This window comes from Nocardia sp. NPDC050413 (assembly GCF_040655475.1).
Classification (GTDB): domain Bacteria; phylum Actinomycetota; class Actinomycetes; order Mycobacteriales; family Mycobacteriaceae; genus Nocardia; species Nocardia coubleae.
Genome location: NZ_JBFAJZ010000002.1, coordinates 587,524 through 606,626, shown reverse-complemented (window position 1 = coordinate 606,626; position 19,103 = coordinate 587,524). Strand labels below are relative to the sequence as shown.

Annotated in this window: 15 protein-coding genes and 1 pseudogene; 12 read left to right on the top strand and 4 right to left on the bottom strand. The window is 69.0% G+C overall.

The features are described from left to right. The first annotated feature begins 43 nt into the window (after nucleotides 1–43). The 11 genes from AB0I19_RS08820 to AB0I19_RS08770 all read left to right on the top strand — a co-directional run bounded on the left by AB0I19_RS08820 (nucleotide 44) and on the right by AB0I19_RS08770 (nucleotide 13,827). Complete coding sequence (locus tag AB0I19_RS08820; RefSeq protein WP_357146725.1) at nucleotides 44–1,057, top strand: iron chelate uptake ABC transporter family permease subunit; 1,014 nt, start codon at nucleotides 44–46, stop codon at nucleotides 1,055–1,057. Next, nucleotides 1,054–1,878 carry an ABC transporter ATP-binding protein gene (locus AB0I19_RS08815; protein ID WP_357146251.1) on the top strand — a complete coding sequence of 275 codons (825 nt, stop codon included), beginning with the start codon at nucleotides 1,054–1,056 and terminating at the stop codon, nucleotides 1,876–1,878. The genes AB0I19_RS08820 and AB0I19_RS08815 overlap by 4 nt, the downstream gene beginning before the upstream one ends. A gap of 63 nt (nucleotides 1,879–1,941) precedes the next feature. Further along, nucleotides 1,942–2,331, top strand: a complete 390-nt coding sequence (locus AB0I19_RS08810; protein WP_279537543.1) for a BlaI/MecI/CopY family transcriptional regulator — start codon at nucleotides 1,942–1,944, stop codon at nucleotides 2,329–2,331. 64 nt (nucleotides 2,332–2,395) lie between these two features. After that, entirely contained in the window at nucleotides 2,396–3,334 is a 939-nt protein-coding gene (locus tag AB0I19_RS08805) for a M56 family metallopeptidase (RefSeq protein WP_357146248.1), read from the top strand. Nucleotides 3,335–3,578: 244 nt separating this feature from the next. Next, nucleotides 3,579–5,057, top strand: a complete 1,479-nt coding sequence (locus tag AB0I19_RS08800; RefSeq protein ID WP_357146246.1) for a DEAD/DEAH box helicase — start codon at nucleotides 3,579–3,581, stop codon at nucleotides 5,055–5,057. A 125-nt stretch (nucleotides 5,058–5,182) separates the two neighbouring features. Next, entirely contained in the window at nucleotides 5,183–6,619 is a 1,437-nt protein-coding gene (locus AB0I19_RS08795; RefSeq protein WP_357146243.1) for a GuaB1 family IMP dehydrogenase-related protein, read from the top strand. Between the two features lie 262 nt (nucleotides 6,620–6,881). Further along, nucleotides 6,882–8,237 carry a hemolysin family protein gene (locus AB0I19_RS08790; protein WP_181698110.1) on the top strand — a complete coding sequence of 452 codons (1,356 nt, stop codon included), beginning with the start codon at nucleotides 6,882–6,884 and terminating at the stop codon, nucleotides 8,235–8,237. Beyond that, nucleotides 8,230–9,294 carry a hemolysin family protein gene (locus tag AB0I19_RS08785; RefSeq protein ID WP_357146240.1) on the top strand — a complete coding sequence of 355 codons (1,065 nt, stop codon included), beginning with the start codon at nucleotides 8,230–8,232 and terminating at the stop codon, nucleotides 9,292–9,294. The genes AB0I19_RS08790 and AB0I19_RS08785 overlap by 8 nt, the downstream gene beginning before the upstream one ends. Nucleotides 9,295–9,424: 130 nt before the next feature. After that, nucleotides 9,425–9,721: a hypothetical protein gene (locus tag AB0I19_RS08780; protein ID WP_357146238.1), complete on the top strand. Its 297-nt coding sequence runs from the start codon at nucleotides 9,425–9,427 to the stop codon at nucleotides 9,719–9,721. A gap of 117 nt (nucleotides 9,722–9,838) precedes the next feature. Beyond that, a complete protein-coding gene (locus AB0I19_RS08775) occupies nucleotides 9,839–10,321 on the top strand; it encodes a hypothetical protein (protein WP_357146235.1) in 483 nt (160 codons plus the stop codon). A gap of 77 nt (nucleotides 10,322–10,398) precedes the next feature. After that, nucleotides 10,399–13,827 carry a hypothetical protein gene (locus AB0I19_RS08770; protein WP_357146232.1) on the top strand — a complete coding sequence of 1,143 codons (3,429 nt, stop codon included), beginning with the start codon at nucleotides 10,399–10,401 and terminating at the stop codon, nucleotides 13,825–13,827. An 89-nt stretch (nucleotides 13,828–13,916) separates the two neighbouring features. Here AB0I19_RS08770 and AB0I19_RS08765 read toward each other — a convergent pair whose 3' ends face one another. Further along, nucleotides 13,917–15,101: an AI-2E family transporter gene (locus AB0I19_RS08765; protein WP_357146722.1), complete on the bottom strand. Its 1,185-nt coding sequence runs from the start codon at nucleotides 15,099–15,101 to the stop codon at nucleotides 13,917–13,919. 194 nt (nucleotides 15,102–15,295) lie between these two features. Between AB0I19_RS08765 and AB0I19_RS08760 the strand changes: the two genes are divergently transcribed. Then, the gene (locus tag AB0I19_RS08760) at nucleotides 15,296–16,027 is read left to right on the top strand and encodes a Crp/Fnr family transcriptional regulator (RefSeq protein WP_357146229.1); all 732 of its coding nucleotides are present in this window, start codon (nucleotides 15,296–15,298) and stop codon (nucleotides 16,025–16,027) included. Nucleotides 16,028–16,050: 23 nt separating this feature from the next. Here AB0I19_RS08760 and AB0I19_RS08755 read toward each other — a convergent pair whose 3' ends face one another. The 3 genes and pseudogenes from AB0I19_RS08755 to AB0I19_RS08745 all read right to left on the bottom strand — a co-directional run bounded on the left by AB0I19_RS08755 (nucleotide 16,051) and on the right by AB0I19_RS08745 (nucleotide 19,000). Further along, entirely contained in the window at nucleotides 16,051–16,872 is an 822-nt protein-coding gene (locus AB0I19_RS08755) for a carboxypeptidase-like regulatory domain-containing protein (RefSeq protein WP_357146719.1), read from the bottom strand. A 105-nt stretch (nucleotides 16,873–16,977) separates the two neighbouring features. Next, nucleotides 16,978–18,471 (bottom strand): annotated as a pseudogene (locus AB0I19_RS08750) (MFS transporter); the annotation flags it as partial. Nucleotides 18,472–18,508: 37 nt separating this feature from the next. Then, a complete protein-coding gene (locus tag AB0I19_RS08745) occupies nucleotides 18,509–19,000 on the bottom strand; it encodes a MarR family transcriptional regulator (RefSeq protein ID WP_357146226.1) in 492 nt (163 codons plus the stop codon). Nucleotides 19,001–19,103: the final 103 nt, after the last annotated feature.

Here is a 19,103-nt window from a genome sequence, read left to right as displayed (position 1 = left end):
GGCCTTTCGAGTGGGTCCGCTGTCGCTGGTGCTGCGGCCGGTGATGTTCGGTTTCGTCATCGCGTTGGCCTTGACTGTGTTCGTGCTGTTCTGCGTCGATATCGCCGTCGGCGACACCTATGTCCCGCTGAGCCGGGTGCTCGATGTCCTCGGCGGGGGTGGCTCCCGATCGCAGCGGTTCATCGTGCTCGAATCGCGACTCCCCCGGGCACTCACTGCCGTGGTCGTCGGTGCCGCCTTAGGTCTTGCGGGCGCGCTGATGCAGTCCATCCTGCACAACCCCCTGGCGGGCCCGGACGTGCTCGGTATCACCACCGGTGCGAGTGTGGGCGCCGTCGCCGTGCTCATCGGAAGTGGCGGGGCGACAACGGGTCTCGTCGCGACAGTCGGTGCTCCCCTGGCGGCGCTCGCGGGTGGGCTGCTCACCGCCGTGGTGATCTACCTGCTGGCCTGGGGCCGGGGTGGTGGCGGGGAACGCGGTGTCACCGGTTTCCGGCTCGTGCTCATCGGTATCGGCGTGAACGCGGTGCTCATGTCGGCGATCAGCTGGCTGCTCACCCGCGCCAGCCTCACCGACGCCGCGCGCGCCCAGGTCTGGCTCAACGGCTCGCTCGACGCGGCCGACATGTCGAGTGTGGTGCCCGCCGCAATCGCGCTCACCGTGGTCACCGTCGTCGCGCTCGTCTCGGCGCGCACGCTGGCCGCGCTGCGTCTCGGCGAGGAGTCGACCCGGGTGCTCGGTGTGCGCATCCAGTCCCAGCAGGCGCTGCTGATCGGCGCGTCGGTCGTCGCCGCCTCGGTGGCGACCGCGGCCGTCGGGCCCGTCGGGTTCGTCGCGCTGGCCGCACCGCAGATCGCCAGGATGGCATTCCGCACGCCCGGCGAACCGCTGATCGCCTCGGCGCTCACCGGCGCCGCGCTGGTGGCGGGGGCCGATATCATCTCGCGCGCACTGCTGCCCGTCGACCTGCCGGTCGGTATCGTCACCGCCGCGCTCGGCGGGCCGTTCCTGCTCTACCTGCTCGTCCGCATGAACCGGAAGGCCACGCTCTCATGACCAGCCCCGCCCATCGCCTCGCCGCCGACACCGTTTCCCTCGGCTACGGCGAGCGGGTGATCGTCGACGGGCTCAGTCTCGACATCGCCCCCGGCGTGGTCACCACGGTGATCGGACCGAACGGGTGCGGCAAGTCGACACTGCTCAAGTCGCTCGGCCGGTTGCTTCGTCCGCGCGAAGGCCAGGTGGTGCTCGACGGCAAGGCGATCTCGACGATGAAGACCAAGGACGTCGCGCGGGTGATCGGCATGTTGCCGCAGACCCCCGTCGCGCCGGAAGGGCTCACCGTCGCCGATCTCGTCGCGCGCGGCCGTCACCCGCATCAGTCCTGGCTGCGGCAGTGGTCGGCCGACGACGAGACCGAGGTCGCCGCCGCCCTGGCCCAGACCGGCATCGCCGACCTGGCCGACCGCACGCTCGACGAACTGTCGGGCGGTCAGCGGCAGCGCGCCTGGATCTCGATGGCGCTGGCCCAGGGCACCGACATCCTGCTGCTCGACGAGCCGACCACCTACCTCGACCTCGCGCACTCGCTGGAAGTACTCGACCTGGTCGACCGCTTGCACGCCGAATTCGGGCGCACCGTGGTGATGGTGCTGCACGATCTCAACCTCGCCATCCGCTACAGCGACGAACTGGTGGTGATGGCGGCGGGCCGCATCGTCGCGCAGGGAAAACCGGCCGACATCATCACAGCGGAACTGCTCGCCGAGGTGTTCGGACTCGACGCGAGGGTGCTCACCGATCCGGTCTCGGGGCGGCCGATGGTCGTGCCGATCGGCACGCGCCACGTGCACGGCGCGGCCGGGTATGACGAATGACACACCAGCAAACACCCCGTTACGACAATCTGTAGTACGCATCTTTGTCGTTGAGTCCGTAAAATCGGAGGGATGGCAGGTCTCGGCGAACTCGAAAAAGCGGTGATGGACCAGTTGTGGTCCGCCGACGAACCGCTCACGGTGCGGCAGGTACACGAAGCACTGGCGGCTCGTCGCGAGCTCGCGTACACCACGGTGATGACCGTGCTGCAGCGGCTGGCGAAAAAGGATTTGGTTGTGCAGCGTCGCGACGATCGCGCGCATCGGTACGCCCCGGTACACAGCCGCGACGAACTGGTCGCGAGCCTGATGGTCGACGCGTTGCAGCAGGCCGACGCGGCGGGCAGCCGCGCCGCGGCGCTGGTGCACTTCGTGGAACAGGTCGGCAAGGACGAAGCCGACGCCTTGCGCGAGGCGCTGGCCAAGCTCGAATCCGACGAAAACAGCGGCTAGACTCCCTGGCGGCTCTCACAACGACGTGAGCGCCCCTGGCCCCACAACGCAGTGAGCAGAGTCGATGAACGCAACCGCGGCAGTCTTCGCAGGTCTCGCCTTGCTACTCGCAGGGCTGGTTCCCGCGCTGCTCAGCCGTGCTACTTGGCCGCACCGCAGCCCGCGGGCGGCGGTCGTGTTGTGGCAGGCCATCGCGCTGGCCGCCGTGCTCAGCGCCTTCGGTTCCGGGCTGGCCATCGCCAGCATGCTGCTCGTTCCCGGCCCCGACGGTAGGCCGACCACCTCTCCCACCAAGGAGATCGACGCGCTCGGACTGCCGCTGTGGCTCGTCTACGTCACCGTGTTCGCGCTGACGCTGATGATCGGCGCGCGCCTGATGTTCTCCATCGTGCGCGTCGGCGTGCACACCCGGCGCCGCCGGTCCCGGCACCGCATGCTGGTCGATCTGCTCGATCAGAGCGGTCCCGTGCGCCGCGCCGCCGACATCCGGGTGCTCGCCGCCACCGAACCCATCGCCTACTGCCTGCCCGGGCTCCGCCAGCGCGTTGTACTCAGCGAAGGCACCCTGACCAGCCTCGACGACGCCGAGGTCACCGCGATCGTGAGCCATGAGCGCTCGCATCTGCGGGCCCGCCACGACCTGGTGCTCGAGGCGTTCACCGCCGTCCACGAGGCGTTCCCCCGGGTGGTCCGAAGCAAGGCCGCGCTCGGCTCGGTGAAACTGCTCATCGAACTGCTCGCCGACGACTCCGCGGTGAAGGTCACCGGCCCCAAACCGCTCGCCCGCGCCCTGGTGGCGTGCGCGAAATCGACCGCACCGCAAGGTGCGCTGGCCGCGGGCGGTCCCAGCACCCTCATCCGCATCCAGCGCCTCGCGGGCGCCAACGGCGACGTGAGAATCGCCACCGCCGCCTACCTCGGATCCGCCGCGATTCTGGTGGTTCCCACCCTCGCCGTCGCGGTGCCGTGGCTGCAGGAACTGAGCCGCTTGTTCCACGGCTGACCTGGCGATCACCCGACTCCGAGCCGGACGCGACGCACGCACCCCGAACCCTGCTTTTCGCTCCCGGCCGAACCGACGCTCGCCGTCCCGGCTGACCAGGTTGTTTACCCACGCGAACGCAATCACGCCTATCCTGGGAGATCGGTCCTTCCTGCTGGGCCGCACCCCGTACGCCGTTCGCGTGTTTCGGGTAATCGGCGCCGGTGATCTTCCAGCGCGATTCGCAGCCCAACGAAAGGCCATTTTGTCCACCTCTGCTGTCTCCGACGCAACCGAACCGACCTTCACCGAACTAGGCCTGCCCGTGGCCCTGGTGCAGTCGCTGCGCAACGCGGGCATCGACAAGCCCTTCCCCATCCAGGCCGCCACCATCGGTGACGCGCTCGCCGGGCGTGACGTGCTGGGTCGCGGCCCCACCGGCTCGGGCAAGACCCTCGCCTTCGGCCTGCCGATCCTCACCCGCCTGGCCGAGGGCCCGCCGTCCAAGCCGGGCCGCCCGCGTGGCCTGGTGCTCGTGCCGACCCGTGAGCTCGCCACCCAGATCGAGAAGGCGCTCGAAGACGCCGCTCGCTCGCTGGGTCTGCGCGTGGCCTCCGTCGTCGGTGGTGCCCCGATCAAGCGTCAGGCCGACCGGCTCGCGCGCGGTGTCGACCTGCTGATCGCCACCCCCGGCCGTCTCGACGACCTCATCAAGCAGCGCAACGCCGATCTGTCCGACGTGGCGATCACCGCCCTGGACGAGGCCGACCACATGGCCGACATGGGCTTCCTGCCCCAGGTCACCCGCCTGCTCGACCGCACCCCGAAACAGGGTCAGCGCCTGCTGTTCTCGGCCACCCTCGACGGTGACGTCGACAAGCTCGTGAAGCGCTACCTGAGCAACCCGGTGACCCACTCCACCGCGCCCGCCGAGGCGTCGGTGAGCACCATGACCCACCACCTGTTCTTCGTGCGCGACAAGAACATCAAGCGCACCGTCGCCACCGAGATCGCCGCCCGCGACGGCCTGACCATCATGTTCGTGCGCACCAAGCACGGCGCCGACCGCCTGGCCAAGCAGCTGCGCGGCGCCGGTGTCGACGCGGGCTCGCTGCACGGCGGCAAGGCACAGAACAATCGCGTGCGCACGCTCGCGGCCTTCGCCGACGGGTCGGTGCCGGTGCTGGTCACCACCGACGTGGCCGCGCGCGGCATCCACATCGACGGTGTGTCGCTGGTCGTGCACTTCGACCCGCCCGCCGAGCACAAGGCCTACCTGCACCGCGCCGGTCGCACCGCGCGGGCCGGGGAGGACGGCGTGGTCGTCACCCTCGTCACCGACGAGGAGCGCAAGGACGTGGCCGCGATGACCCGTAAGGCGGGCGTGCGGACCGACGGCATCGATGTCCGCCCCGGCGACCGGAAGCTGGTGGACATCACCGGTGCCCGCAAGCCGAGCGGCATCGCGCTCGCCACCCCCGCCGCACCGGCACAGCCGACGCGGAACTCGACCGGTGCGGGTCGTCCGCGCCGCGCAAGGCCCGGTGGCGCAACGGCTTCCGAGGGCGGGCACAGCCGGGGTTCGGGCGCACCGCGCCGGGACCGTCCGACCGGCGAGTCGCGTTCCCGCAAGCCCGCGGGCGCCGGCGGACACGCCCGGAGCGGCGACACGCCGACGAATTCGCGGCGGCGCGCCGGTCGTCCGGCGGCTCCGGCGGGCAACCGCAACCGTTCCGCAAACTGATCAACCCTGAATCACCGCGTGGCCGAACCGATTACGGTTCGGCCACGCGGCGTTTCCGGCTCCACGTTCCCAGCGCGCCACGCGCATCCGCCCGCCGGACCGCTCACACGGCTATCATCGGCACAGTGCGATTTCTTCTTGGCCCACCGCCGCCGTACGACCTGACCTACGACGATCTGTTCCTCGTCCCGAACCGGACGGATGTCGCGTCCCGCTTCGATGTGGACCTGGCCAGCGTCGACGGCTCGGGTACCACCATCCCCCTCGTCGTCGCGAACATGACCGCGGTGGCCGGTAAGCGGATGGCCGAGACCGTCGCCCGGCGCGGCGGATTGGTCGTCCTGCCCCAGGATCTCCCGATCCCGGCGGCCGCCGACACCATCGCGTTCGTCAAGAGCCGCTCGCTCACCGCCGACACCCCGGTCACCCTCGACCCCGACGCGGCGGTGTCCGACGCGCTGGCGCTGATGCACAAGCGCGCGCACGGCGCGGTGGTCGTCGTCGAGGACGGCAAACCCGTCGGTGTGGTCACCGAGGCCGCCTGCGCCGATGTCGACCGGTTCGCGCGCTTGCGCGAGATCGCCCAGACCGATTTCGTCCAGGCCCCCGTCGACGCCTCGCCCCGCGACATCTTCGACCGGCTCGCCGGTTCTCACACCCAACTCGCCGTGCTCACCCACCCCGACGGCACCCTGGCGGGCGTGATGACCCGCACCGGCGCCATCCGCGCGGGCATCTACACCCCGGCCGTCGACGCCGAGGGCAAACTGCGCGTCGCCGCCGCCGTCGGCATCAACGGTGACGTGGCCGCCAAGGCGAAGGCACTGGCCGACGCGGGCGCCGACGTCCTCGTCCTCGACACCGCCCACGGGCACCAGACCAAGATGCTCGAATCCCTGCGCACCGTCGCCGATCTCGGCCTCGGACTGCCGCTGGTCGCGGGCAACGTGGTCTCCGCCGAGGGCACCCGCGACCTGGCCGAGGCGGGCGCAACCATCATCAAGGTCGGTGTCGGGCCCGGCGCGATGTGCACCACCCGCATGATGACCGGCGTCGGCCGCCCCCAGTTCTCCGCGGTGGCCGAATGTGCCGCCGCCGCACAGGAACTCGGTGTGCACGTGTGGGCCGACGGTGGTGTCCGGCACCCCCGCGACGTGGCTCTCGCGCTGGCCGCGGGCGCGTCGAACGTGATGATCGGCTCCTGGTTCGCCGGCACCTACGAATCTCCCGGCGACCTGCGCGTCGACCGCGACGGCAACGCCTACAAGGAAAGCTTCGGCATGGCGTCCAAGCGCGCCGTCGCCGCCCGCACCGCCGCCGACAGCGGTTTCGACCGCGCCCGCAAGGCACTGTTCGAGGAGGGCATCTCGAGTTCGCGGATGCGCCTCGACCCCGAGCGGCCGGGCGTGGAGGACCTGATCGACCACATCTGCTCGGGTGTGCGCAGCTCCTGCACCTACGCGGGCGCCCGCACCCTGCCGGAGTTCCACGAACGCGCGGTGCTCGGTGTGCAGTCCGCCGCCGGGTTCGCCGAGGGCAGGCCGCTGCCCAGCGGCTGGTGACCGACCGGCCGACCGGACCCCGCGCGGGCGCCGGTCGGCCGCGCCGCTGACACATCAACCGAGGCGACGGATTACTATGGAGTTGCCGATCTCGGCACAGCTCGTTTTCCCACCTCGAAAGGATCCAGTTGTCACCCGCGTCCAAGGGCGCCACACAGGAGGGCTCCTCTACGGAGCCGGGTGACAAACCCGGCGTCCTCCTTTCCGCAGCGTCCGTCCGATCCTCTGGTCTCGCCCCCGCACCGCATGGGTGGTGCTGAGGATGTCCACCGTGCTGACAGTGCTCAGCCTGCTCGGTTTCGCCGCATTGACCCTCGGTACCGCCCTGTTCGTGGCCGCCGAGTTCTCCCTCACCGCCCTGGAACGCAGCGCCGTCGAATCGGCCGCGCGCTCCGGTGACACCCGGTCACGACTGGTCAAACAGGCGCACAACACCCTGTCGTTCCAGCTCTCGGGCGCCCAGCTCGGCATCACCATCACCACCCTGATCACCGGCTTCATCGCCGAGCCCGTGCTGGCACGGCTGCTCGCGCCGCTGCTCGACGGCATCGGCCTGAGCGAGACCGCCGCGACCGGTGTCGCGCTCGCGCTGGCACTGATCCTGGCGACCTCGCTGTCGATGATCTACGGCGAACTGGTACCCAAGAACATCGCCATCGCCAAGCCGATGGCGACGGCCCGGCTCACCGCGGGCCCGATGATCGGGTTCTCCGTGTTCTTCAAATGGCTGATCCGATTCCTGAACAACGCCGCCAACTGGCTGGTCCGCAGGCTCGGCATCGAACCGGCCGAGGAACTGCGTTCGGCCAGGTCGCCCCAGGAACTCGGGTCGCTGGTTCGTACCTCGGCCCAGCGCGGCGCGATGGATCAGCGCACCGCGCAGCTGATGGACCGCTCGCTGGAGTTCGGTGAACGCAGCGCCGAGGACCTGATGACCCCGCGCGTGAAGGTGGAGTCGCTCGACCGCGACGACACCATCGCCGACCTCATCGCCGCCTCGGCACGCACCGGGTACTCCCGTTTCCCGGTGATCGACGGCGACCTCGACAACACCCTCGGCGTCGTCCACGTCAAACACGCCTTCACCCATCCGGCGCACCTGCGCAAGCAGATCCCGCTCGGGAAACTCGCCGTCGCGGTACCGATCGTGCCGGCCAGTCTCGACGGCGACGAGGTGCTCGAACGGGTCCGCGCCGACGGTATGCAGGTGGCGCTCGTCGTCGACGAGTACGGCGGCACCGCGGGCATGGTCACCATGGAGGACCTGATCGAGGAGATCCTCGGCGACGTGCGCGACGAGCACGACGAGGAGGAACGCGACGTGCGCCGGGTGAGCGACGGCTGGGACTGTTCGGGTCTGCTGCGCATCGACGAGGTGTCCCGCGCGACCGGCTACGACGCGCCCGAAGGCGAATACGAAACCCTCGGCGGTCTCGTCCTCACCCAGCTGGGCCGCATTCCGATGGGCGGCGACGAGGTCGTCCTGCCCGAATCGCGTGGCGGTGCCGGTGGCTGGGTGGCCAGGGTGGAACGGATGGACGGACGTCGGATCGACCGGGTGCGCCTGGTGCCCGTCGACGACGCGAACCTCGCGGCACGGGAGCACAACCATGGGTGACCTGTTCGGACTCGTCCTCACCGCGGTGCTGCTCGCGGGCAACGCCTTCTTCGTCGCGGCCGAGTTCGCGCTCATCTCGGCCCGTCGCGATCGCCTGGAAGCCCTTGTCGCACAGGGGAAGAAGAAGGCCGCGACGGTGATCGAGGCAGGCGAGAACCTGTCGATGATGCTGGCCGCCGCCCAGCTCGGCATCACCATCTGCTCGATCCTGCTCGGCCGGGTCGGCGAACCGGCCATCGCGCACCTGATCGAGCGCCCGTTCGAACTGCTCGGGTTGCCCGAGCAGCTACTGCATCCGGTCGGGTTCGCGCTGGCGCTGACCCTGGTGGTGATCCTGCACATCCTGCTCGGCGAGATGGTCCCGAAGAACATCGCGCTGGCCGGTCCGGAACGCTCGGCGTTGCTGCTGGTACCGATCCACCTGATGTGGTTGCGGATCGCGCGTCCCCTCATCGCGCTCTACAACTACGCCGCGAACCTCACCCTGCGGATGCTGCGTATCGAGCCCAAGGACGAGCTCGACGCGACGGTGTCCACGGTGGAACTGGCCGAGATGATCGGCGAGTCGCGGTCGGAGGGTCTGCTCGACGAGGAGGAACACCGCAGGCTCACCCAGGCACTCGGCACCTCCGAGCGGATCGTCGGTGATGTGATGGTACCGCTGGCCGACGCGCGTTCGGTGCCGTTGCGCGGCGACGGAACCACCCTCGGCGATGTGGAAGCCGCCGTGGCCGAGACCGGGTTCTCCCGGTACCCCGTCCGCGCGGCCGACGGTTCGCTCGTCGGCTACCTCCACATCAAGGACGTGCTCGACGAGGTCGCCGACGACAACGCGGGCCCCGACACCAAGATCCCCCGCACCGACATCCGCCCGCTGCCGACGGTCACCACGACCACCGCGCTCTACGAGGCCCTGGCCCGGTTGCGCCGCACCAGCAGTCACCTGGGCCGGGTGGTCGATGCCCGCGGAAACACCGTCGGCGTCGTCGCGCTCGAGGACCTGGTGGAGGAGTTCGTCGGTACCGTGCGCGACGGGACTCACCGCAAGCCTGAGTGAGCGCGGTCTCCGTGCGCGGGGTGGACGCGACCACCCCGCGCATATCCGCCGCGTGTGGCTTGCCGCATCCGTGCCCCTCGGATCGAACGACATCCACGAGCGCAGGCCCGAGTCGCTAAGGTCGGGCGGTATGCCACCCGCCCGACCTCTCACTCATCTGACGCTCATCTTCGCTGGGGCCGTACTGCTTTCGGTCCTCGCCACCGTGGCCTTCGCCGCCGACGCGCACCCGGAATGCGCCGTCATCCCCGGCGACGTCGGCCCCTGCGACTATTGGGGCCGCGTCGCCGAATACGGGCCGTTCATCATCCTCTGGGGCACGATCATCCTCGCCGGGCTGGGATCGGCGGTATGGCTGGTGGTGATGGCTGTGCGCGGGTTCGTCCGGGGACTACTGCGCGGGAGCGGCCGATCACCAACCCGCTGACTACGCAAACAACCGATCCAACCGGGCGCCAGCCGCTTTCGTTCGCACGACGATCGTGGTGCACACAGGTCGGGTATGTTGGGCGGGTTCCGATCCGCGGACTGGGAGGGCGCACGGATGGACCCAGCGATCATGGCGGCGGCGACGGCGGCCGCATCGGCGGTTTCCGCGGGGCTCGTCGCCGGCATCACCGACACGTCGAAGGCGGCGATCGCCGATGCCTACCGGGGATTCAAGGATCTCCTCACCCGCAAGTACGGGTCGGTCGACGTCGAGATCGTCGAGCAGCGGCCGGCGGCGCCGTCGCGACAGGTGGTGCTCGCCGAGGAACTCGGTGCCGCCGGTGCCGACGAGGATCCGGAGCTGATCGAGGCGGTCCAGCGGTTGTGGCGGGTGATCGCCGAGCAGGCACCGGCCGTCGCGGAGACGGTCGGGGTGCGGCTGGATGGGGTCGAAGCCGGTGGCGACATCGAGATCAGTGATATCACCACGAGTTCCGGCGCCGCCGCGCATCTCACCGAGGTGAGGGCGGGCCGGTCCATCAAGATCACCGGAATTCACGCCGGGGACAGGCCGGACCCTTCGACGGCGCCCGAGTAGTCCCCGCCTCGAGCGCGTCGGTCGCCCCGGGGAGCGGGCCCGTCTTCGATTTCGACGGTGTCTCGGTCGGGCGTGATTTGCGGATCACCCAGCGGTTCGAGGTCGCCTCCAATGCCGCCCTGCTGACCGGCGCGTCGCTGTATGTCACCCAGGTGCGCGAATTCCTCGCGCCGACAAGCGGTTTGCTCGAGCGCGACGACGAGTTACGGATGCTCGCCGAATTCTGTCGCGGTGACGAGCCGTACCTGTGGATTCGCGCGAATCCGTGGGCGGGCAAGTCCGCACTGTTGGCGTGGTTCGCGCTGAACCCACCCGATGACGTCACGGTGATCAGCTTCTTCGTCACCGACCGCCTGGCCGATCAGAATAGTCACACCGCTTTCACCGACGCCGTCCTCGACCAGCTCGCGGTCCTTCTCCCCGAGCAACGGGCCCTGATCGCCGCAGCCATGATCAACCGCGACGGCCTGCGAAACGAGTTGCTGGCCATCGCCGCTCGCGAACTCGCCGCCGAAGACAGGCGGCTGGTCCTCGTCGTCGACGGCCTCGACGAAGACATCGGCAAGCCACCGATCGTCAACCTCTTGCCGCGCCTGCCCGTGCCGAACCTCCGGGTGATCGTCGCCAGCAGGCACGGTCCACACCTGCGGATCGTCGCGGGACACCCACTGCGCGACGCTGCGATCCATCGCCTCGCCCGATCGGACTACGCGGCCGGAATCCGCGACCGCGCGATCGAGGAACTCGACCAATTACTGAGCGGCCCTGAAAGATTCCGCAGCCTGCTGGCCCTCATCACCGCCGCCAACGGTCTCTCCACCACCGAACTCGTCGAACTCACCGACCTCGCCCCCTACGAAATCGACGACCTGGTGCGCGGAGTCTCCGGACGCAGCTTCCGTGCCAAATCCCGCTCCCCCGAACTCGACGGCTCCCTCGACCCCATCCACGCCCTCGCCCACGAAACCCTACAGCGCACAGCCGAACAGCGCCTCGGTGCGCGGCTGTTGCGGGAGAGTCGGGACCGACTGCACGCCTGGGCCGACGAATACCGCCAAGCAGGGTGGCCACCCGAAACCCCCGATTTCCTGCTGCGCCGGTACTTTTCGATCCTCGACCGGGCCGATGATCACGCGCGGATGGCGAAGCTGGCGCTCGATACTGCTCGACACGATCGTTTGCGCGCGCACACCGGCGGTGACGCTGTCGCGCTCACCGAAATCCGCACCGTCCAGCAGCGGATCTGTGCGCAACCCGATCCCGATCTGTATACGACAGCGCACCTGGCCCGGCTGCGCGATCAGCATCGCGATTACAACGCCGGGGTCCCCACCTCGATCCCCGCGCTCTGGGCCCGACTCGGTCATCTCGACCGGGGTGAGTCGCTGGCGCTGAGTCTGCCGAACCCGGCTCGACAAGCCGACGCGCTCCTGGATCTGGTCGAGGAAATCGCCGAACGCGAACCGCGACGTGCGAGGCGGATCGTCGACCGTACGGAGAAGCTGATCGTCGACGACGTCGACCCTACGCCGCCCGAGCTCGGCCTGAATGTACGCACGCACCTGCTGATGCGCCTCGCCACCACGGTTGCCGATCCGGCTTACGCCGAACGACTCCTCGCCCGGGTCTGCGACGACGTCAGTCGCGATTACGCGATCAAGCAGGTTGCGCAGGTGATCGCGAAGTCCGACGTGGACCGTGCGCACGCTCTCGCCCGCACCGCCACCGATTCCGCGGGCCGCGAAGAGGTGCTGGCGCGTATCGCCCCGATCGTGGTGGCCGCCGACCCCGAACGCGCCGAAGCGATCATCGGCGAGTTGATCGAACCGGGAGCGCGGTGGGAGGCGCTGACCCGTACCTGCCGAGCGCTCGCGGCCACCGATCGGGATCGCGCCGTCCGGTTCGCCGAACAGGCCGAAGCGATGGCCGTCGACTTTCGGGAGCCGGTCACTCGCGCCTACGCCTTCGCCGACGTGGCATCGGCCGTGCATGCCGCCGACTCGGCCATGGCGACACGCCTCGGACAGGAGGTGGAGGCGCTCGCATCGGCGCTTACCGAGCCCGACCAGCGGTTCAGCCTCCTGGTCCGGCTGGCCTGGGTCGTCGCCGCCTTTTCCCCGCAGTGGTCGCAGCGTGTGGCGCTGCGCGCCGAAAGCATGATCGGCGATCACGATGTCGGCGACATCGGCATCGGCGAGCTGGCCGAGCTGATCGCCCGCACGGATCCCGAACACGCCGAACGTCTCACCTTCGCGATCACCGATCCCGGGGGTCGGGCCGAGGCGCTGGTCGGCGTGGTCCGCGCGGCCGCCGACGCCGACCCCGATCGAGCGGAAGCAATCGCAGGAAGGATCCTCGACCTGGAGTGGCAGGCGAGCGCGCTCACCTCCATCGCCTGGGCGATTGCCGAAACCCGGAGCGCGCATGCCGCCGAGTTGACCGTGCGCGCGCGAGCCCTCGCCGGGGCGACCATCGATCAGGAACAGCACGCGGAGACGATTTCCCTTGTCGCCGCAGCCATCTCCCGATTCTGGCCGGAGCGGGCCGAAACCCTGGCGCGAACCGTTCTCGACCCGAAACTGCGTGCGGATGCGCTCATCCACCTGGTCAGGAGCGCCGGTACCGAACCGGCGCATGACGCACGTCTGGTCGAAAGTGCCTCGGAACTGGTTGCCGCGATGCCCGACGACGAGCGGCGCCGCGCCATGCTGACGCACCTGATTCCGGCCATCGCGCGGATCGACCCGGACCGCGCGGTCGGCCTCGCCCTTCGGTCGTTCGACGACGACTGGCGGCCGGGCGCAGTGACCGCGCTCGCCGTCACGATCGCGAACCGAGACCCGGAGCGGGCCGAAACCGTCGTGGCATCGTTGCCGCCGACCGCACAGCCCTCGGCCCTGGTTCGCGTCGCCGGTGCGCTCGCGGACACCCACCCCGAAGACGCGGTCCGACTGGTCGACGATGCGGTGCGCCGAGTTGAGCGATGGCCCGATCCCATGGAACAAGCCCTCGTTCACGCCGCCGCAGCCGCGGTGATGGTCGATCTCGACGACAGCCGCGCGGTGGCGCTCGGGCAGCGTGCCGTGGACCTGCCGCCCGTTTCCCATGGCGCTGTGCTCGGCTACCTCGCTGTCCGGGGAAGTCAGATGGCCCGGATCGTCGGGTCACTGGCCCGGGTCGACCCGGACGCCGCGGAAGCTCTTGCCCACCGGCTCGACGACTCGTTCTGGCGGGGGTACGCGCTCGCCCTGGCCGCCGGGGCCGTCGCCACGTCCGATGCCCAGCGCGCCGAGGCCCTCGCGCGCACGATCACCGATCCGGAACGTCAGGCCCACACCTTCACCCGCATCGCCGAGGAGATCGCCGCGCGCTCCCCCGCACGCGCCAAACGATTGCTGGCACTCGCCTGGCTCAGCGGCAGGTGGGCGATCCCACTGTCCGGACTGCGGGAAGTGGATCTCCCTGCCCTGCGCGCATTGGTGTCGGACGTCTTCGGCGACGAATAACGCCATCGCCCCCGGACGTCACGCCGGTCGATTCGACTCGGTCGATGACGAAGGCTTCGGCGCGCACGCAGGTATTTCGCTGTGGTCGGTCAGGCGGGATCGCCTGGTGGCTGTGCCGCAGGCGCCGCGGCCGCCTTCGCCGCGGTTTCGCATTCCGCCGATTGCGGTGGGGTGGTCTTCGCGTCGATCTGTTCGCCGAGATAGCGCAGGACCACCGCGATCATCGCGACCACCGGGACCGCGAGGAAGGCGCCGGTGATGCCGTAGAGGGAGCCGCCCGCGGTCACCGCAAGCAGCACGATCACGGGGTGCAACTCCATGCTGCGGCTCTGCAGGACCGGTTGCAGCACATTGCCTTCCAGCTGCTGCACCGCGATCACGACACCGAGCACGATCAGCGCGGTGGTGAAACCGTTGCCGACCAACGCGACGAGGACGGCGAGCGCGCCCGCCACGAACGCGCCGACCATCGGGATGAAACCGCCGACGAAGGTGATCACCGACAGCACCAGCGCCAACGGCACGTCGAGGATGAACAGGGCCGCGCCGATGAGGACGGCATCGACGAAGCTGACGATCGCCTGCGTGCGGATGAACCCGCCGAGGGTCCCCCAGACCCGTTCGAGCACGGCCTCGAGGTGCCGGCCGCTGCGGTTGCCGCACACGACATGCATCCAGGGCAGCAGGCGCGGACCGTCCTTCAGGAAGAAGAACACCAGGACCAGCACCAGGAAAATCGTGATCAAGACCGACGTCGCGGTCGATACGCCGGTGAAGACACCGTTGGCGATCTGGGTGCCGCTGGACTGCAGTCGCGACACGATCGCGTCGACGGCGGAGTCGAGCTGCTCGTCGCGAATGTTCAGCGGCGGACCTTGAACCCAGTCACGCACCTTGTTCACACCGGCGGTCGCCTTGTCCGCCAGTTGCGGCGCCTGATCGGCGACCGACGGCACGATCAGCGCGATCACGCCCGCCACCAGCGCGAGGAAACCCACCAGGGTGATCGTGGCGGCCAGCGCGGGCCGCATCCGGTGGGCGGTGAGCCATCGGGTCGCGGGCCACAGGATCGTGGTCACCACGACCGCGAGCGCGACCGGCAACAGCACCACCCACAGTCGTCCCGCGATCGTGCCGAGCACCCACGCGCCCGCCGCGATCGCGACGACGCACAGTGCCCATTTGGCCAGCCACAGCAGTCCGCCACCGATCACCTCGCCTCGGTCGCGGCCTTGCTGTGCGTCCGGTTTCGCCGTAGCGTTCTCGTTCCCCATCGCGCCCACGCCGCTAGTCTGGCATGCGTTCCGGCACCGCCGCAGGATGAGCAATCCCGCGTCGGCGCGCCCGCGGGTGGTCGGCCCGGCTGGTATGTCACGGAATGCAACGTTGCGGGCGTAGGAATTCGCACCGGTGCGCGAGGATAATCGTGGGTGGGACGGCAGCTGCGGCACCAGCACAGGAGCGAGCAATGATCCACAGTCATCGGGCTTTTTCCCACCTTGTTCATGCGGTGGGCGAAGAAGGTTTCGGCGACGATCGGTTGCGGCAGGCGGCCTGGGTGGCGCGGTGCGTCGGCCGCGATCGCACCGGTCCGCTGCGCGCACAGGATTTCGAACGGCTCGCTGATCGTTTCGAGGCAGAATCCGTGGCCGCGGGGTCGCTGCTGTTCTCCACCGGTGCGCCGTCGGAGGGTGTGTGGTTCATCCGGGAGGGGCTGATCGAATTGTCGGTGGGCACGGAGCGTGAGCACACCGTGGTCGACGTGCTCCGCCCCGGCGACCTCGCCGGCGACCTGGCGATCCTGCTCGAAACCCCACCGCCCTACACCGCGCGCGCCCGCACGGACGCCCACTGCCTGTTCCTGCCCGCGCCCGAATTGGAAGCGCTCCTGGGCGATCCCACCATCTGCCGCCGCTGGCTCACCAGCGTGTCGAAGCGCCTCGCCGCAGGTCAGGGCCGCCTCATCAATATGTTGGGGCGTCCGCTACCCACCCAACTCGCCCAACTCCTCCTGGACGAGGCGGTCGACAACACCATCGACCTCCCGCACCGCACCCTCGCCGCCATGCTCGGCACGTCGGTTCCCGCTCTGAACAAGACTCTGAAGGAGTTCGACCGGGACGGTTTGATCACTCTCGACGACCCGAGAATCATCCTCACCGACCCCGACCGCCTCCACCGCCTCGAATCAGCTCACTGATCCAGCGCCTACTCCGAGATGGCCTACGAACGGGATCGGACAGTCTCCGCTGCGTGCTCGTAGGCGAGCCGCACGTCATGGACGACCTCGGGCCCGGAGACTGTCACCTGATCCCGCACGGGCGGATAGCCGCGGGCGATCACGGTGTACTTCCCTTCGTGGAGATCGGCCACGACATAGCGGCCGTTCTCGTCGGTGCGCGCGGTCGCGGTGACTGCACCCGCGGCGTCGAGCACGCTGACCAGCGCATTCGGCACGGGGTTGCCGTCGTCGGCATGCGCGGATCCGGTGAGTACCGCCGTCGCGGACAGCTCGATATCCTGGCGGAGCACGCCACTGGCGGGCACGCTCAGGGTGATCGCGCTGGGACGCATGTGTTCGGCAGCGGCGACCAAGGTATAGACACCCGACACGACGCCGTGGCACGCGTAGGTACCGTCGCCGCCTGTGACGGCGGCCCCGATCACCTCACCACGCAGGTCGGTCACCGTGACGGTCGCACCCGGCAGAGGCGAACCGTGGTCGGTCCGGACGACACCCGACACCTCACCGGAGCCGACGAGGGTCAGATCCACGCGCCGAGGGCGCCGGCCGACAGACACTTCGACCGCTGTCGGCTGATGCCCGGACGCCGACACGATCAGCACATAGCCACCGGCCGTCGGTGCGTTGATCGCATAGCCGCCGTCGGCGTCACTGCTCGCCCGCGCGACCTGACGACCACCCCGATCGATCAAGGTCAGCACCGCACCCGCCAGCTCCTGACCGTCCTCGCGGCGGACGCTACCGGCCACCAGTCCGCCACTTTTCGCTTCGGACAGTACCGGTTCGGCGCCTTCCCCCATCTGCTCTCGGTCCCAGCCCGCCTCCGCGAAGGCCGCTAGTTCGGCGTCCAGCGGATCGGTCGGATCACCCTGCGACGCAGAATCTTTCGTCTCGGGCTCGGGATCGAGGTCGATCGTGGTACGCAGCGGGCGGTTCGGCAGTACGGCGACTGCCAGCAGTGCGACGACCGCCGCACCCGCGGCAATGAGGAAGATCCGCCCGGTCGCGTCACCGTAGGCGGCGCGCACGACAGTGACGATCGGGGCGGGCAGCCCGTGAAGATTCAGGCTGCCACCACCGGAGGAACCGGCAGGCACGCCGAGCTCGGCGAAACCCTTCGCCGACAGCTCGCTCACCCGGGTGGCCAGCACCGAACCCAGCACCGAGACGCCGATCGCGCCGCCGAACGTGCGGAAGAACGCGACGCTGCTGGACGCGGCGCCGATACTGTGCACGCTCACCGTGTTCTGGACGGCCAGCACCAGGTTCTGCATCATCATGCCGACGCCGAGCCCGACGATGGCGATGTAGGTGCCGACCAGCCACAGATCGGTGGCGTGATCGATCGTCGAGAGCAGCCCGAACCCGACCACCAGCAACCCGCCGCCGATGACGACGAACGACTTCCATTTCCCGAACCGGGTGATCAGCTGTCCCGAACCGGTCGAGGCGACGAGCATGCCGAGGACCAGGGGGATGGTCAGGACGCCTGCCATCGTCGGCGAGTAGCCGCGCGAGGTCTGGAAGTACTGCCCGAGGAAGGTGGTCGACCCGAACATGCCGACACCGACCGCGATCGAGGCGATGATGGCCAGACCGGTGGTGCGCTCGGTGACGATCGACAACGGAATGATCGGCGATTTCGCTCGCGATTCGACCAGCACGGTCGCGAGCAGCAACAGCACACCCGAACCGACATACCAGGCGGATTCGCGGGAGAACCACTCGTAGTAGTTCGCCTTTCCGGCGAACGACACCCAGATGAGCAGCACCGACACACCCGCTGTCAGCAGGGCGGCGCCCAACCAGTCGATCGAGACGCCCTCCTTGCGTTCGGTCGGCAACCGCAGCGTCCGCTGCAACAGAACGAGCGCGATGACCGCCAGGGGCACACAAACGAAGAAGCACCAGCGCCAGCCGAGCGGACTGTCGACGATGACACCGCCGAGAATCGGGCCGCCGGACATCGACACCGCCATCACGGCGCCCATGTAACCGGAATACCGTCCGCGTTCGCGCGGCGAGACGATGGAGCCGATGATCGCGACCACGAGCGCGGTCAAGCCGCCCATGCCGATGCCCTGGACGACGCGTGCCGCCAAGAGGATCGGCACGTTGCTCGCGAAGCCCGCGATCACCGAACCGATGACGAAGATGACGATGGCCGACTGGACCAGCAGCTTCTTGTTGAACAGATCGGCGAACTTGCCCCAGATCGGGGTCGACGCGGCATTGGCCAGCAGCGCCGTGGTGATGACCCAGGCGTACGCGGTCTGCGATCCCTCGAGGTCCCCGATGATCGTCGGCAGCGCGGTCGACACGATCGTGGTGCTGAGCAGCGCCGTGAACAGCGCTGCCAGCAGGCCCGTCATGGCTTCCAGGACCTGACGATGCGTCATCGGGGCGGGCGCGGGCCCGGTCTGGGCCGCGACTGAATTAGACATCCACTTCCTGACTTTCTGACGAAACCGTTCGGCGTTCCCCGGTGTGGTGCGCGGCGGACGCCAAGGAATCCCTGAGCTTGTGGACAACCGCGGTGGCCTGCTCGGCTTCGCCTTCGGTCCAATCGGCGAGTGCGTCACGCAACCCCCGTGCCCGTGACTCCCGAACGCGCCACAGCAGATCGCGGCCCTTGTCGGTGATGTGAATGAGCGTGGCCCGACCGTCGAGTGGGTCGGCGCGGCGAGCGATATTGCCGGAGTTCACCAGCTCGGCGACGTGCCTGCTCAGCGTCGATTGACTGATGCACAAGTCCGCGGCCAGATCGACCTGACGGCACGGCCCCCGGGCATCGAGCGAACCCAGCACGCCCACGCCGCCGGGAAGCAGGTCCCCTTCCTCAGGGTGCGACAACGCGGCGCGGATCGCCCGGCCCATCAAGAACAGCTCCCTGATCAGGCCCTGCGCCGCATCCGGGGACACCGCCATAGTCACTCCCAGCACGAGGATAGTTACTTGCAGAACGCAACTATATATTTTCTTGTTTGTACTATGCAACTAAATAACAAGTCGCTCCCACACCGGCCGCTAG

Coding starts and splice junctions, on each gene's coding strand:
- AB0I19_RS08790 (WP_181698110.1), top strand. CDS start 6,882: ATGTCCACCGTGCTGACAGTGCTCAGCCTGCTCGGTTTCGCCGCATTG.
- AB0I19_RS08805 (WP_357146248.1), top strand. CDS start 2,396: ATGAACGCAACCGCGGCAGTCTTCGCAGGTCTCGCCTTGCTACTCGCA.
- AB0I19_RS08760 (WP_357146229.1), top strand. CDS start 15,296: ATGATCCACAGTCATCGGGCTTTTTCCCACCTTGTTCATGCGGTGGGC.
- AB0I19_RS08820 (WP_357146725.1), top strand. CDS start 44: ATGTTCGGTTTCGTCATCGCGTTGGCCTTGACTGTGTTCGTGCTGTTC.
- AB0I19_RS08745 (WP_357146226.1), bottom strand. CDS start 19,000: ATGGCGGTGTCCCCGGATGCGGCGCAGGGCCTGATCAGGGAGCTGTTC.
- AB0I19_RS08765 (WP_357146722.1), bottom strand. CDS start 15,101: ATGGGGAACGAGAACGCTACGGCGAAACCGGACGCACAGCAAGGCCGC.
- AB0I19_RS08815 (WP_357146251.1), top strand. CDS start 1,054: ATGACCAGCCCCGCCCATCGCCTCGCCGCCGACACCGTTTCCCTCGGC.
- AB0I19_RS08780 (WP_357146238.1), top strand. CDS start 9,425: ATGCCACCCGCCCGACCTCTCACTCATCTGACGCTCATCTTCGCTGGG.
- AB0I19_RS08775 (WP_357146235.1), top strand. CDS start 9,839: ATGGACCCAGCGATCATGGCGGCGGCGACGGCGGCCGCATCGGCGGTT.
- AB0I19_RS08785 (WP_357146240.1), top strand. CDS start 8,230: ATGGGTGACCTGTTCGGACTCGTCCTCACCGCGGTGCTGCTCGCGGGC.
- AB0I19_RS08755 (WP_357146719.1), bottom strand. CDS start 16,872: ATGGGGGAAGGCGCCGAACCGGTACTGTCCGAAGCGAAAAGTGGCGGA.